The 14504-nt window shown below is 69.6% G+C and carries 12 protein-coding genes; 8 read left to right on the top strand and 4 right to left on the bottom strand.

Annotated features, from left to right (window positions below; genetic code table 11):
• The first annotated feature begins 1 nt into the window (after nt 1).
• The 4 genes from GWK61_RS13225 to GWK61_RS13240 all read left to right on the top strand — a co-directional run bounded on the left by GWK61_RS13225 (nt 2) and on the right by GWK61_RS13240 (nt 4047).
• Complete coding sequence (locus GWK61_RS13225; RefSeq protein WP_194908637.1) at nt 2-847, top strand: ABC transporter ATP-binding protein; 846 nt, start codon at nt 2-4, stop codon at nt 845-847.
• Entirely contained in the window at nt 840-1676 is an 837-nt protein-coding gene (locus tag GWK61_RS13230; protein WP_194908638.1) for an ABC transporter permease, read from the top strand. The genes GWK61_RS13225 and GWK61_RS13230 overlap by 8 nt, the downstream gene beginning before the upstream one ends.
• 27 nt (nt 1677-1703) lie before the next feature.
• Nucleotides 1704-3062 (top strand): LLM class flavin-dependent oxidoreductase, encoded by a 1359-nt coding sequence (locus GWK61_RS13235; protein ID WP_194908639.1) that lies wholly within the window; start codon nt 1704-1706, stop codon nt 3060-3062.
• Between the two features lie 64 nt (nt 3063-3126).
• Nucleotides 3127-4047, top strand: coding sequence for a TauD/TfdA dioxygenase family protein (locus GWK61_RS13240; protein ID WP_194908640.1), 921 nt, complete (start codon nt 3127-3129; stop codon nt 4045-4047).
• A 130-nt stretch (nt 4048-4177) separates the two neighbouring features.
• Here the strand turns inward: GWK61_RS13240 and GWK61_RS13245 are convergent, their stop codons facing one another.
• Entirely contained in the window at nt 4178-4780 is a 603-nt protein-coding gene (locus GWK61_RS13245; protein ID WP_194908641.1) for a class I SAM-dependent methyltransferase, read from the bottom strand.
• Nucleotides 4781-4949: 169 nt separating this feature from the next.
• On the opposite strand from GWK61_RS13245, the gene GWK61_RS13250 reads away from it, so the two are divergent.
• Both GWK61_RS13250 and GWK61_RS13255 read left to right on the top strand, forming a co-directional pair.
• Nucleotides 4950-6050 carry a hypothetical protein gene (locus tag GWK61_RS13250; RefSeq protein ID WP_194908642.1) on the top strand — a complete coding sequence of 367 codons (1101 nt, stop codon included), beginning with the start codon at nt 4950-4952 and terminating at the stop codon, nt 6048-6050.
• Between the two features lie 365 nt (nt 6051-6415).
• Nucleotides 6416-6820: a hypothetical protein gene (locus GWK61_RS13255; RefSeq protein ID WP_194908643.1), complete on the top strand. Its 405-nt coding sequence runs from the start codon at nt 6416-6418 to the stop codon at nt 6818-6820.
• A gap of 134 nt (nt 6821-6954) precedes the next feature.
• On the opposite strand, the gene GWK61_RS59465 is transcribed toward GWK61_RS13255, so the two are convergent.
• Nucleotides 6955-7938, bottom strand: a complete 984-nt coding sequence (locus GWK61_RS59465) for a Gfo/Idh/MocA family protein (protein ID WP_323747544.1) — start codon at nt 7936-7938, stop codon at nt 6955-6957.
• Nucleotides 7939-8036: 98 nt separating this feature from the next.
• Nucleotides 8037-10295 carry a pectate lyase-like domain-containing protein gene (locus GWK61_RS13265; RefSeq protein ID WP_194908644.1) on the bottom strand — a complete coding sequence of 753 codons (2259 nt, stop codon included), beginning with the start codon at nt 10293-10295 and terminating at the stop codon, nt 8037-8039.
• A 256-nt stretch (nt 10296-10551) separates the two neighbouring features.
• On the opposite strand from GWK61_RS13265, the gene GWK61_RS13270 reads away from it, so the two are divergent.
• Nucleotides 10552-13566: a galactose-binding domain-containing protein gene (locus GWK61_RS13270; RefSeq protein ID WP_194908645.1), complete on the top strand. Its 3015-nt coding sequence runs from the start codon at nt 10552-10554 to the stop codon at nt 13564-13566.
• Nucleotides 13567-13642: 76 nt separating this feature from the next.
• Here the strand turns inward: GWK61_RS13270 and GWK61_RS13275 are convergent, their stop codons facing one another.
• Nucleotides 13643-14167, bottom strand: a complete 525-nt coding sequence (locus tag GWK61_RS13275) for a TrmH family RNA methyltransferase (RefSeq protein WP_194908646.1) — start codon at nt 14165-14167, stop codon at nt 13643-13645.
• Nucleotides 14168-14170: 3 nt separating this feature from the next.
• On the opposite strand from GWK61_RS13275, the gene GWK61_RS56315 reads away from it, so the two are divergent.
• A partial coding sequence (locus GWK61_RS56315) for a hypothetical protein (protein WP_228562238.1) occupies nt 14171-14504 on the top strand: 334 nt, incomplete at its 3' end.

Raw genomic sequence — 14504 nt, forward strand, 5'->3', positions numbered from 1 at the left:
GATGGCCGCGAACGGCACCACGCTCACCGTGGTCGACGCCGTGCAGAAGATCCGCATCGACGGCGTCACCAAGACCTTCGCCGTCCGCGACGGTGCCACGTTCACCGCGCTGGACGACGTCACGCTGACCGTCGCGCCGGGGGAGTTCCTGGTCGTGGTCGGCCCGAGCGGCTGCGGGAAGTCGACGCTGCTGGACCTCATCAGCGGCCTGACGAAGCCCAGCAGCGGCCGGATCCTGCTGGACGGCAAGGCCGTGACCGGCCCCGCGCTGGACCGGGGCATCGTCTTCCAGCAGTACGCGCTGCTGCCGTGGCGCACCGCGCAGCGCAACGTCGAGTTCGCCCTGGAGGCCCAGCCGCGCCTGGACCGGCTGAACCGCAAGGGCCGCGCCGAACGGGCCCGTGAATACCTCGACCTGGTCGGGCTGTCAGGGTTCGAAGACCGCTATCCGCATGAGCTGTCCGGCGGCATGCGCCAGCGCGTGGCCATCGCCCGGGCGCTGGTCGCCGATCCGGCGGTGCTGCTGATGGACGAGCCCTTCGCGGCCCTGGACGCCCAGACGCGTGACGGGCTCCAGGAGGAGCTGCTGCGCATCTGGCACAAGACCGGCACCACGATCGTGTTCATCACGCACGGCATCGACGAGGCGGTCTATCTCGGGCAGCGGGTCGCGGTGATGACCTCGCGGCCGGGCCGCATCAAGCAGATCGTGGACGTGCGGCTCGGCGACCGGCAGGCCGAGGACGACGTGCGCTCCAGCCCGGAGTTCGCCGCCTACCGGCACCGGGTGTGGAGCCTGCTACGCGAAGAGGTCACCGCGGTGAGGGAGGTTGTTTCCGTTGGCTGAGATCCCGTTCGCGCCGACGGTCCAGCTGCTGAAGCGGACCGTCCCGACGCCGGTCGCGCGGGTGGCCGGGGCCCTGACGACGGTCGGCAAACGCACCGTCGCGATCGCCGCGTTCCTCGTGCTGTGGGAGGTCGCGCCGCGCGTCGGCCTGGTGGACCGCACGTTCCTGGTGCCGTTCTCCGAAGCCGTCAAAGCCCTGATCGAGCTCGCGAAGGACGGCCAGCTCTGGGACAACACCCGGGCCAGCCTGGTGCGCTCGCTGTCCGGCTTCCTCATCGCGATCGGCGTGGGGGTGCCGTTGGGCCTGCTGATCGGCTGGTACAAGCCGGTCGCGGAGATCCTGGGGCCGCTGCTGGAGCTGTTCCGCAACACCGCGGCGCTGGCGCTGCTGCCGGTGTTCATCCTGCTGCTGGGCATCGGCGAGACCTCGAAGATCGCCATCGTCGTCTATGCCTGCACCTGGCCGATCCTGCTGAACACGATCAGCGGCGTCCGGACCGTCGATCCGGTCCTGATCAAGTCGGCGCGGTCGATGAGCCTGCCGGCGCACCGGCTGTTCGCCAAGGTGATCCTGCCGGCCTCGCTGCCGACCGTGTTCACCGGCATCCGGCTGGCCGGCGCCTCCTCGATCCTGGTGCTGGTGGCCGCCGAGATGGTGGGCGCCAAGGCGGGCCTGGGCTACCTGGTCAACGCCTCCCAGCAGAACTTCGCCATCCCCGACATGTACGCCGCGATCATCGCCATCTCGGTGATCGGGCTGGTCTTCAACCACCTGCTCGTGCTGCTGGAGCGGCGGCTGACCCGCTGGCGTCCGGCGGCAGGACTCTGATTTCCGCACTCTGAGGGGCCATCCGACATGAGCACCGACCGACGACAACTCCACCTGAACGCCTTCCTCATGGCGCCCGGGCACCACGACGCGGCCTGGCGGCACCCGGCCAGCCAGCCGCACCGCGTCACCGACATCACCTACTTCCAGCAGCTCGCGCAGACCGCCGAGCGCGGCAAGTTCGACTCGATCTTCTTCGCCGACGGACTCGCGCTGTGGGGCGGCCGGGCCGGGGCCAACGTGACCGGCGGCCTGGAGCCGCTGACGGTGCTGCCGGCGATCGCCGTGGCCACCCAACACATCGGCCTGATCGCCACCGCCTCGACCACCTTCAACGAGCCGTTCCACCTGGCGCGGCGGTTCTCCTCGCTGGACCACGTCTCGGGCGGCCGGGCCGGCTGGAACATCGTCACGTCCGGGACGGTGAACGAGGCCAACAACTTCAACCTGGACGAGCACCTCGACCACGCGGTGCGCTACGAGCGCGCGGCGGAGTTCCTGGAGGTCGCCACGCGGCTGTGGGACAGCTGGGCCGACGACGCGGTGGTGCTGGACAAGGCGGCCGGGGTGTATGCGGACCCTGATCGGCTGCGCGAGATCGAGCACGCCGGCGAGTTCTTCAAGGTGCGCGGACCGCTCAACGTCCAGCGCTCGCCGCAGGGCTGGCCGCTGCTGGTGCAGGCCGGATCCTCCGAGGACGGCAAGGACTTCGCCGCGCGATACGCCGAGGCGGTGTTCACCGCGCAGCAGACCCTGGCCGAGGCGCGGCGGTTCGCGGCGGACGTCAAGGCCCGCGCCGCCGCCCACGGCCGGGTCGGGCTGCCGGTGATCCTGCCGGGGATCTGCCCGATCATCGGGGCCACCGAGGCCGAGGCGCTGGCGCTGGAGGACGAGCTTACCGAGCTCCAGGTCATCGACTACGGACTGGGTCAGCTCTCGACCATGCTGAACGTCGACCTGGCCGGCTACCGCCTGGACGAGCCGCTGCCGGAGGAGGTCCTGCCGACCGAGGAGCAGGTCAACGGCAACAAGAGCCGGTTCACGCTGGTCGCCGAGCTGGTGCGGGCCGAGCGGCTGACGATCCGGCAGATCATCGCGCGGCTTGGCGGCGGCCGGGGGCACCGGGTCGTGGCCGGTGCGCCGGAGCAGATCGCCGACGCGCTGGAGTCGTGGTTCCGGGCCGGGGCCGCCGACGGGTTCAACATCATGCCGCCGATCCTGCCGACCGGGCTGGAGGACTTCGTCGACCACGTCGTGCCCGTGCTCCAGCGCCGGGGGCTGTTCCGCACCGAGTACACCGGCACCACCTTGCGTGACCACTACGGGTTGTCGCGTCCGGCCGATCACTTCTCCCAGCCGCTGCTCGCTTCCGCGTCGCAGTACTGATTCGCACTCTGATTCGCGCTCTGTTCCGCGCTCTGTTCCGCGCTCTGTGAAAGGACGATCCTCGATGACATCCACACCCACCCCGACCGACTTCGACATCCGGCGCATCGGCGGCCGGATCGGCGCCGAGATCACCGGCGTCGACCTGTCCGGCGAGATCCCCGAGGGGATCCTGAAGGAGATCAAGGCCGCGCTGCTGGAGCACAAGGCCCTGGTGTTCCGCGGCCAGGACCTGGACGACGAGGGGCAGCTGCGGTTCGCCTCGCTGTTCGGGCCGCTGACCAGCGCGCACCCGACCGTTCCGGGCATCGCCGAGCAGCCGCAGATCCTGCCCGTGGACAGCGAGCGCGGGGCGGCGAACGTGTGGCACACCGACGTCTCGTTCGTGCAGTCGCCGCCGAAGGCCTCGACGCTGCGGGGGATCGTCATCCCGCCGTACGGTGGCAACACCCTGATCGCCAACACCGGCGCGGCGTATCGCGACCTGCCGAAGCCGCTGCGGGATCTGGCCGACACGCTGTGGGCCGTGCACACCAACGACTACGATTACGCGGGCCCGAGCCCGAAGGCGGACGACGAGAAGCGCCAGCAGTACCGGGACGTGTTCGTCTCCACGAAGTACCGGACGGCGCATCCGGTGGTGCGCGTGCACCCGGAGACCGGCGAGCGCGGGCTGTTCATCGGGGCGTTCGCGCAGACCGTCGAGGGCTTGAGCACCACGGAGTCGAAGGACGTGCTGCGGCTGCTTCAGGCGTACGTCACGCGTCCGGAGAACGTGCTGCGGGTGCAGTGGAACCCGGGCGACGTGGTCGTGTTCGACAACCGGATCACGCAGCACTACGCGCCGGACGACTACGACACGCTGCCCCGGCGGCTGAACCGCGTCACCATCGCGGGCGACGTGCCGATCGGGATCGACGGTGCGGCCAGCCGGATCCTCGAAGGGGACGAGGCGGCTCACTACACTCCGGCGGCTGCTTCCTGAGCCGGTTGCCGGAGTGCTGAGGTCCTGAGTGTGGCCGGCCGGCGTTTGGGAGGGCGCCGGCCGGCTGCTTGCTGCTCAGTGCTGCTCAGCCCGCCTCGGTTCGGTTCGGCTCGGGTCAGCTCAGCTCAGGTCAGCTCGCGGGAGGAACGAGGTCGAGCGGATGTGGCCGGTGAGCTCTTCCAGCGTCCAGGAGTGCTCGGCCGTGAACGCGGCGCGGCCGACGACCTCGAACCCGGCTTCGCCGAGCACGTCGGCATCGGCCAGGTCCCGTCGCGCCTGAACCAGACCCGCGGGAACCCGGTGCTCGGCACGCGAGGTGCCCGCCGGGGACGAGCCAGCCGAGCATCCGCCGCGCGATCAGGTCGGGATCGAGCCGGTGGAAGGCGTTGCCGATGACGGCCAGCTCGAAGGAGTCCGGTGGCGCGTCGAGCCTCTCGGCACTGGAGACGATGGGCCGCAGTCCCTTGATACCCGCGGCGTCCGCCTTGGCGCGCACCGTCTCGACCATGTCCCGTTCCTGGTCCACGGCCCACACCTCGGCGAAGTGCGGACTCAGCGGGAAAGCGAGCTGGCCGGTGCCGCAAGCCAGATCCAGCAGACGCCCGCCGCCCGAGACCCGGCTCGCGGTCACCAGGTGGTCGAGCAGGGCGGCCGGATAGGGCAGCCGGTACCGGTCGTAGTAGCCGGCGGTGCCCCGGTAGAGGTCGGTCGCGAAGTGGATCTCTTCGGCCATCGGTGCGTAAACCCCCTCATCTTCGGTCGTTGACGTGCCCGTCAACCGTTGCTAGTTTCCCGCATCACGGTTCACCGAACCGATGCCACCACTTCCTGCACGACGGACGCTCCATCGGCGTGCCGCGGCGATCCCGCGTGCGCCGATACCCCACATCGGAAGGAAGCACATGTCCCACGGTTCGTCTCAGCGGCGCCGGGTCGCCGCGGCTGTCGTCGGCACCGCGGTGCTGGCCATCGGCTCCGCGGTGTCCACCGCCACCGCCACCGCCTCTGCCGCCCCGAACGCTTCGGGCTCGGGCACCGCGCACGTCAACCGCGGCCACGGCTACATGCCGGACGTCGCCGACGCGCAGGCGGCTCGCACGGCCACCCGGCACGGCTCCAAGACGCTGACCTACGGCGGCGGCATCGACGGCATCGGCGTGATGGACGGGCAGCCCCAGGTCTATCTCGTGTTCTACGGCAGTCAGTGGGGAATGCAGGGCGCTGACGCGAACGGCAACCTGACGTTCGGCAACGACGCCGACAACGGCGCGCCGACCGCGCAGATGATGTTCAAGGGCATCGGCACCGGCGGCGAGCAGTGGTCCGGCACGATGACCCAGTACTGCGACGGCCCGCTGGTCGCCAAGGGCGCCACCAGCTGCCCGGCCGGCGCCGCGCACGTGCCCTACCCGAGCCCCGGCGTGCTGGCCGGCGTCTGGTACGACAACTCGGCGGCGTCCCCGCAGGCCGCCTCCGGCCACCAGCTGGGCGCCGAGGCCCTGGCCGCCGCGCACCACTTCGGCAACACGACCGCGGCCTCGAACCGGCACGCCTACTACGTGATCCTGTCCCCGCACGGCACCAACCCGGACAACTACCAGGGCGCCTACTGCGCCTGGCACGACTACAACGGCGACAGCACCCTGACCGGCGGCGCGGTCGCCTCCGACGTCGGCGACTTCGCCTTCAGCAACCAGCCCTACAACATGGATTCCGGCGCCGGCTGCGGCGTGAACTTCCTGAACACCGGCACGAAGGGCACCCTCGACGGCTGGACCATGACTCTGGGCCACGAGTACAGCGAGACCATCACCGACCAGAACCCGCCCGGCGGCTGGACCAACACCAGCACCGGCCAGGAGAACGCCGACGAGTGCGCCTGGCTCAAGGGCGTGACCGGCGGCGCGGGCAACGTGCCGATGGGGAACGGGACGTACACCGAGCAGGGGAGCTGGTCGAACGACACGAACTCGTGCGCGCTGACGCACGCGACCGTGAGCTGAGGCCGACGCGCAGGTGAGGCCGACGCGATAGTCGGTGACCGGGCCCCGCACGTGTCGTGGGGCCCGGTCACCGGGACGCACTCATCGGTGGTGCGGCCGACCTGGCAGAGCTCACATCGGCCGAGCTCGCACCGGCAACGGCGCGGGTGACAGCGCAGGTGTCGGCGAGACAGGACCGGCCGTCGATCTGGCCGCAGCAACTCCTCAGCCGTGCTCCGGGCCGATGGTCCGGATGCGGCAGGTCTGCCGCGAAACTTTACGCCCCGTCCACCTATCGCAGTGCGCGAAGATACCGCGCGTGGTGAGGATTGCGGAGCTGTAACTCAGTGTACTGCGACCACGAATCCCACTGTCGAGGAGTTCGGATGCGCGCACGCCCGGACTACGCCTGCCAGACCGCGAACCACTTCTGCCAGGACGTGCACGGGAACCTGGTGCTCCAGGACATCAACGGCAAGCCTCCGCTGACCGCGACGACGCCGGCGACCGTGAACATCTGCTACCCGATCACGACCCCGACCGGCACGGTCACCTGCTTCCCGTGGCCGTACATCAGCGACCTGTCCATCGACGTGCGCGACGCGGGCGCCGCCAGTCCCCAGGTGCCGCCCTATCTGCAGTCCCTCCTGGGCAATGGCGGCCCCACCGGTTGGATCTGCGGCACCGTCGCGCAGACGGACATCGCCGAATACGGCTTCGCCACCATCCCCACTCCCAAGCCCGGCACCCGTCAACCGAAGTGCGGCACCTTGAACTGGGCCGCCTGGTAGAGCGGGTAGAGCGGTAGAGCGGTAGGCCGGGCGCGCGACGAGCACGAAGAGCGCGACGAGCGGGCGAGCCAGACGCAGCCGGGGTACTTCGGCCGCCGTCGGAGCGCCCGCTCAACTCCCCTTGGAGCGCTCGCTCAGCCCGGGTAGCTGACCCCGATCTGCTCCCGCACGGTGTCCATCGTCCGCATCACCGCGAGCGTCTCCGACCACGGCGCCAGCGGGCTCTGCTGGAGCCCGGCGCGCAGGCAGCGCTGGGCCTCGATGGCCTCGTGCACCATGCCGCCGGCCAGGAACGGCGCCTCGACGCGCTCGACCAGCGTGTCGCCGCGGAACACCGAGAACCCGCCGGGTGACGTGTACCCGCGCCCGAACTCGATCCGTCCCTCGCTCCCGGCCACGGTCGCGCTCCACGTGCCGTCCGCCGAGATCGAGCACGTCAGCGCCGACACCCCGCCGCCGGGATGCACCAGGGTGACGGCCGTGGTGTCGTCCACGCCCTCGGGTGTCAGCGTCGCCACCGCCTGCACCACGCTCGGCGTCCCGAACACCAGCTGCGAGATCGCCAGCGGGTAGACGCCGAGGTCCAGCAGCGCGCCGCCGCCGAGCTCCGGGTTGCGCATGCGGTGTTCGGGGCCGCCGGTGAAGCTGACCGAGAAGTCGGCCGTGACCAGGCGCGGCTCGCCGATCGCGCCGGCCCGCACCAGCTCGACCATGCGCAGCACGGCCGGGACCGTGCGCGTCCACATCGCCTCCATGAAGAAGACGCCCGCGGCCTCCGCACGGCGGCACAGGTCCTCGGCCTGCGCGGCGTCCAGGGTCAGCGGCTTCTCGCAGAGCACTGCTTTGCCGGCGTCCAGACACAGCGCGGCCGCCGCGTGGTGCGCCGAGTGCGGGGTGGCGACGTAGACGATGTCGACGTCGGGGTCCGCCGCCAGCTCGGCCCAGGAGCCGTGGGCCCGCGGGATGCCGTGCCGGTCGGCGAAGGCCTGCGCGGCGTCGAGGGTGCGGGAGCCGACCGCCACGACCTCGGCGTCGTCGAGCGTCAGCAGGTCGGCGGTGAAGGTCGCGGCGATGCCGCCGGTCGCGAGGATGCCCCAGCGGATCTTGTTCTGCGTCACGGCGTCAGCATAGCCGCGCGCCGGAGCCGGCCTCCGAGACGATCAGATCTCGGAAGCCGGCTCCGGCCGAGCTGACTACTTGATGGAACGCTGACAGGTCAGGGATACGTGACGATGTCGGACGGTCCGCCGAACGCCGAGCTCACCGCCTTCCCGGTCCCGTTCACGACCGAGTCGATCCCGCCGGACCCGGTCAGGAACACCGTCAGCAGGTCGTGCAGCTGCACCCCGGAGGTGTGCGGCACCTGGAACGCCATCGCGTTGTGGATGTCCACGCCCTGGTCGAAGTAGCTGTAGCTGCCGAGCCCGTAGCCCTGGAAGGAGCTCACCGAGTTCGGGATGTACAGCGCCGGGTACCCCTTCTGCGACGCCGAGGCCATCCAGGCGGCCTGGTTGGGCACCTCGTACGGGTTCTCGTTCTGGAAGAAGATCACCGTCCCGCTCTGCCCGTTCCAGTCGACCTCGTTCTGCTGGAAGTGCTCCACCGCCAGGCCGTAGGCGGTGACGTTGTTCCCGTTCACCACCAGCCCGGTCGGGCTCTGGTCGCCGCTCCACGTCCCGGCGCCCGCGCCGTGGTCCGCGCGCCAGATCCAGACGTCGTCCAGCAGCGAGTCGTTGCTGTTGTCCACCAGCGGCGTGGTCACCGAGCCCGCGGTCGCGCCGCCGACGCGGAAGAACACGTCGTCCAGCGCCACCGGGTCGGAGTTGTGCCGGGTCGCGGAGCCCGCGGTGCCGACCTGGAGCAGCGAGGGCGAGGTGGTCGCGCCGGCGTCGAAGATCAGGCCGCTGACCTGCACGCCGCTCACGTCCGCGACGCTCAGCGCGGTGTTGCCGCTGCTCGGGACCAGCGTGGCGAAGCCCAGGCCGACGATCTGGGTGTCGGGGTGGGTCACCGTGATGGTCGACGGGATGTTGTAGACACCTGGCGTGAACAGCAGGTTGTCACCGGCGTTCAGCGCGGCGTTGATCTGGGCCACCGTCGCCGAGGGCTGCACCACGAAGAAGGTGTTCAGCGACAGCGAGGTGCCCGGCGTCTGGCCGCCGGTCCAGGACGGACCGTTGGAGTTGGTCGCCAGCGAGGGCACGAACACGTTGTAGTTGCCGCCGGAGTCCTGGTACAGGTACGGCGCCTCGCGCGTGACCGGGCAGGTCCCGAGCGTGGTGTACGGCGCCGGGCCGCCGGACAGGCCGGAGTTCGACGCGAAGCTCTGCGCCGGCGCGCCGGGGTCCCCGCAGAACACCTGGTTCCACACCCCGTTGCTCCAGCCGTCCAGCGCCGAGTTCCGGGTGATGTACTGCTGCTGCGAGCCGTTGGTCACGGTGCCGCCGGTGAACTGCGAGTCGGCGATGAACCCGCCGCTGGCGTAGCCGGGGCCGCCGACGCAGTAGTCCATCAGGCTCACGTTGCCGTTGATGTGGACCCGGCGCATCGGCGCGGCCTGCGACACGGCCCAGAAGTCGTCGCCGTTCTGGCAGCCGCTCATGCCCATGACGTTGACCGTCAGGTTGGTCAGCGAGCGCCAGAAGTTGGTGGTGGCGTTGCAGGTGTTGCCGGAGCACTGGTTGTAGGAGTCGACGGTGCCGTTGATGACCACGTCGCCGGGGTTGCGTCCGAGCCCTGCGACGGCCTCGTAGAACCCGACGGTGAAGATCAGCGGGCTGGCCGCCGAGCCGTACGTCCCGGGCTGGAACAGCAGCTCGTACCGGCCGGTCCCGAACTCGCTGGGGACCTGCTGGTTCGAGATCGAGTTCAGCGTCGCCTGGATCGAGGACTGCGCCATCGAGGGGGAGAACACGATGACGTTCGAGCCCAGGCTGCCGCCGGTCGGGGGCGGGGGAGTGCCGCCGCCGCTGCCGCCGTAGACGCTGAACTCCCACAGCGAGTAGCCGTAGCCGGTGTTGCGTGCGGTGCCGTACATACGGATGAAACGACCGCTGCCGGACACGTTGAGCGTTTCGTTACCGCCGGGACCCGAGGTCGTGGAGTAGATGCTCGTCCACGTGGATCCGTCGTTCGAGGTCTGGATCTGGTAGGCCTTGCCCGAAGCGGTTTCCCAGTTCAGGGCGACCTCGCAGATGCTCTGCGTGCTGCCGAGGTCCACCTGCAGCCACTGCGGATCAGAGAACTGCGAGGACCAGCGCGTGCCGAGGTTCCCGTCCACCGCGGCCGAGGCCGGGGTCCCGGCCCCCTCGATCGAGGAAGCGGTCGCGGTCTTGTTCAAAGCCAGGTTCGTACCGGTGTTGCAGGTCGCCGCCGAAGCCGGCCGCGCCCCGAAGGACGGCACGGACAACGCCGCCAGCAACAGCGCGAGTACGACGAACAAAGCGGCGCGTGGCCGCGCCAACCTACTACTCATGTGCTCTCCAAGGCGTGGGGTGGTTGGACCGAAGAGAGCGCCCTCGGCCCTAAAAGTGGCGCACGCGTTACCTGCTGTCAATACAGAGCTGGTTCCGGAACTGGTTTCGGTAGCGGTTCCGAAACCAGTTCCGGAACCGGTTCCTTCTTGACACCCCACAGCAGAGGGTTGACGATTCAGGACCGAAGGGGCGCCCTCCCCGCATGGTCGAATCACCGCATGGTCGAATCACCGCCGCCACCCGCGTAGGAGGGTCATGTTTTCCGCACGAAGATTTTCACGGAGATACAGATCGTCGGCTTTACTGCTGGTCCTGGCTTTGCTGCTCGCTGTTCTGTCCGTACCGTCACTGGGGGCGGTGAGTGCCCGGGCGGCTAGTTGCGACACCGGCACGAACCTGGCTCTGAACAAGACCGCGACCGCTTCCTCGATCGAGGGGGCCGGGACCCCGGCCTCGGCCGCGGTAGACGGGAACCTCGGCACGCGCTGGTCCTCGCAGTTCTCTGATCCGCAGTGGCTGCAGGTGGACCTCGGCAGCACGCAGAACATCTGCGAGGTCGCCCTGAACTGGGAGACCGCTTCGGGCAAGGCCTACCAGATCCAGACCTCGAACGACGCCACCACCTGGACCACCATCTACTCGACCACCACCGGCCCCGGCGGCACCGAAACGCTGAACGTCTCCGGCAGTGGCCGCTACATCCGCATGTACGGCACGGCGCGCAACACCGGCTACGGCTACTCGCTGTGGGAGTTCAGCGTCTACGGAGGTGGCGGCAGCACTCCGCCTCCGCCGAACTGGAACCTGGTGTGGCAGGACACGTTCGGCGGTACGAACGGTACCGCCCCGTCGGCTGCCAACTGGATCGAGGACACCGGCCACAACTCCCCGGGCGGCCCGGCGAACTGGGGCACCGGCGAAGTCGAATCCGCCTCCTCGTCCACCGCAAACGTTTCCGTGGACGGCAACGGCCACCTGAACATCACAGCCCTCGAAGACGGCGCGGGGAACTGGACCTCCGGCCGCATCGAGACGCAGCGTTCTGACTTCGCCGCCCCGGCCGGCGGCCAGCTGGAGGTCACCGCGACCATCAAGCAGCCGAACGTGGCGAACCCGGCCGGCTACTGGCCCGCGTTCTGGGCCCTGGGCAACGGATCGCGCACGGGCTCGGGCACCTGGCCGGCCATCGGCGAGACCGACATCATGGAGAACGTCAACGGCCACCAGACCACCTCCTCGGGTCTGCACTGCGGCACAGCGCCGAACGGTCCGTGCAACGAGTTCAGCGGGCGTGGCAGCGGTCTGCGAACGTGCAGCGGCTGCCTGAGCGCGTACCACACGTACACCGAGGTCATCGACCGTTCCCAGTCCGACGAGCAGATCCGCTTCTCGGTGGACGGTGTGCAGACCTGGGCGGTGAGCGAGAGCCAGGTCGGCGTGACCACCTGGCAGAACGCCGTGGACCACGGCTTCTTCCTGATCCTGGACCTGGCGGTCGGCGGCTCCTGGCCGAACGCCGACTGCGGCTGCACCTCGCCGACCGCGGCCACCACCCCCGGCGGCACGCTGAGCGTCGGACCGATCTCCGTCTACACCACGACCGGCCCGGCCCCGACCCCGCTGACGCCGCCTCCGGCCGCCACCGGGTCGAACGTCGTGAAGGTCACCGGCAGCCAGGGGAACTGGCAGCTGAACGTCAACGGCGCCCCGTACCAGGTCAAGGGAGTCACCTGGGGCCCGGGCAACCAGGCCGGCGACGGCTACCTCAACGACGCCGCGTCGATGGGCGTCAACACCATCCGCACCTGGGGGACCGACGGGACGTCGCAGCCTCTGCTCGACGCGGCGGCGGCCCGCGGTATCAAGGTGATCAACGGCTTCTGGCTGAATCAGGGGGCTGACTACGTCAACGACACGACGTACAAGACCAACACCCTGAACACCATCAAGCAGTACGTGACGCAGTACAAGGACCATCCCGCGACCCTGATGTGGGACGTGGGGAACGAGGTCATCCTCACCTCGCAGAACTACACCTATCCCAACGGCGCCACGGTCGAGCAGGAGCGTGACGCGTACGCGCAATACGTCGAGCAGATCACTCAGGCGATCCACGCCATCGACCCGAACCACCCGGTCACCTCGACCGACGCCTGGACCGGCGCCTGGCCGTACTACAAGCAGTACACGCCGAGCCTGGACCTGCTCGCGGTGAACTCCTACGGCTCGGTCTGCAACGTGAACACGAACTGGACCAACGGCGGGTACACCAAGCCGTACATCGTCACCGAGTCCGGCGACGCCGGCGAGTGGGAGGTGCCGAACGACGCCAACGGCGTGCCGACGGAGCCCACCGACCAGCAGCAGCGCGACGGCTACACCAGCGCGTGGAACTGCATCGCCGGGCACCCGGGCGTCTCCTTCGGCGGGACGCTGTTCAACTACGGCGTCGAGAACGACTTCGGCGGCGTCTGGTTCAACCTGCTCACCGGCGGCTGGCGGCGGCTGTCGTACTACGCGGTCAAGCAGGCCTTCACCGGTCAGGCGCAGACCAACACCCCGCCGGAGATCACCTCTATGACGCTCAGCAACACCGCGAGCGTCCCGGCCGGCGGCCAGTTCACCGTGAACGTCGCGGCGACCAACCACACCGGCGACGCGCTGAGCTACAACGTCGCGTTGTCCAGCAAGTACGTCAACAGCGCCACCCCGCTGCAATCGCCGTCCAGCTACACGCAGACCGGTCCAGGAGCGTTCACCGTCACCGCGCCGCAGACGCTCGGCGTGTGGAAGGTGTACGTGTACGTCTACGACCAGCACGGCGGCGTCGGCATCCAGTCCGCGTCGTTCCGCGTGGTCGCACCGCCGGTCGCGGGGACGAACGTGGCGCTGGGGAAGCCGACCACGGCTTCGTCGTTCCAGGCCGCGGGGAACGGGCAGACCTTCGTGCCGTCGAACGCCACCGACGGCAATTGGTCGACGCGGTGGGCCAGCGACTGGAGCGACCCGCAGTGGCTCCAGGTCGATCTGGGTCAGAGCACTGCGATCAAGCACATCCAGCTGGGCTGGGAGTCTGCGTACGGCAAGGCGTACCAGATCCAGGTCTCGAACGACGGGACGAACTGGACCACCGTCCACAGCACCACGACCGGTGCCGGCGGGGTGGAGACGTTCGACGTCTCGGGGACCGGCCGGTATGTGCGGCTGTACGGGACGCAGCGCGGGACCACGTACGGCTATTCGCTGTACGAGTTCGGCGTCTATGCGTGATTTCCAGTGATATAGGGGTCTGACCAGGCGGTGGGGTCCGGATTCGGGTCCGGGCCCCACTGGTGGTCGGCGTCCCTCACAAGAGCCCGGCCAGCCGGTACAGCACCAGCGATCCGGCCACGGCCACGTTCAGGCTGGCGCCGGTGCCGATCATGGGGATCTCGACGGCGAGGTCGAGGAGTTCCACGGCTTCCGGCGGGATGCCGTCGCGTTCGTGGCCGAGGACCAGGACGGTGCGGGTGCGGGCGGCCGGGAGGTCGGCGAGGCGGACCGCGCCGTCGGCGAGTTCGGCGCCGACGACGCTCGTGTCCTTGCGTGCGTGCTGGCGGGACAGCCAGGTGAGCTGGTCGCCGGTCCAGTGCACGCAGGCCGGTTTTCGCAGGGTGTTGCCGCGGGCCAGGGCGTCGGGGACCCAGGGCAGCTTGGGGACGGCCAGGCAGGCGCCGACCGCGTCGCAGGTGCGCAGGAGGGTGCCGAGGTTGGCGCCGTGCAGGGGCCACAGGGGTGCGGCGACGAGGTGGTCCCAGCAGCTGTGGGTGCGGGGGCGGCGTTCGGTGCGCAGATCGCGGGGTGACTTCACCCGCACGGTGGACGCGGTCACCGGATGGGCTTCTGCGGCTCCGGCAGAGAGATCGAGTCCGGCAGAGGGATCGAGATCGGCAGAGAGATCGAGATCGTCGGGTGGATCATCGAGGACTTCATTTCCGTGGCGGCGCTTCGCGGCGCGCCGGGGCCATCGACGGGAACTTCTTCGGTCTTCAGGATAGCGCGCCGGGGTGGGGGGACGGCGGCGAGAAAGTCGGAAGTCGTGTCAACGCGCCGCCGGGCCGGCGGAGTTGAGGAGGGCGTGGCAGGGCGACGGGCCCGCCGGGGAAGAGGGTGTGACATGGCGATCGCGCGGAAGCGGAACCTGCGGAGTACGGGTGTCGGGGTGGGGC

Source organism: Catenulispora rubra (assembly GCF_015356825.1).
Taxonomy (GTDB): Bacteria; Actinomycetota; Actinomycetes; order Streptomycetales; family Catenulisporaceae; genus Catenulispora; species Catenulispora rubra.

Coding starts and splice junctions, on each gene's coding strand:
- GWK61_RS13225 (WP_194908637.1), top strand. CDS start 2: ATGGCCGCGAACGGCACCACGCTCACCGTGGTCGACGCCGTGCAGAAG.
- GWK61_RS13235 (WP_194908639.1), top strand. CDS start 1,704: ATGAGCACCGACCGACGACAACTCCACCTGAACGCCTTCCTCATGGCG.
- GWK61_RS13240 (WP_194908640.1), top strand. CDS start 3,127: ATGACATCCACACCCACCCCGACCGACTTCGACATCCGGCGCATCGGC.
- GWK61_RS13245 (WP_194908641.1), bottom strand. CDS start 4,780: ATGGCCGAAGAGATCCACTTCGCGACCGACCTCTACCGGGGCACCGCC.
- GWK61_RS13250 (WP_194908642.1), top strand. CDS start 4,950: ATGTCCCACGGTTCGTCTCAGCGGCGCCGGGTCGCCGCGGCTGTCGTC.
- GWK61_RS13255 (WP_194908643.1), top strand. CDS start 6,416: ATGCGCGCACGCCCGGACTACGCCTGCCAGACCGCGAACCACTTCTGC.
- GWK61_RS13265 (WP_194908644.1), bottom strand. CDS start 10,295: ATGAGTAGTAGGTTGGCGCGGCCACGCGCCGCTTTGTTCGTCGTACTC.
- GWK61_RS13270 (WP_194908645.1), top strand. CDS start 10,552: ATGTTTTCCGCACGAAGATTTTCACGGAGATACAGATCGTCGGCTTTA.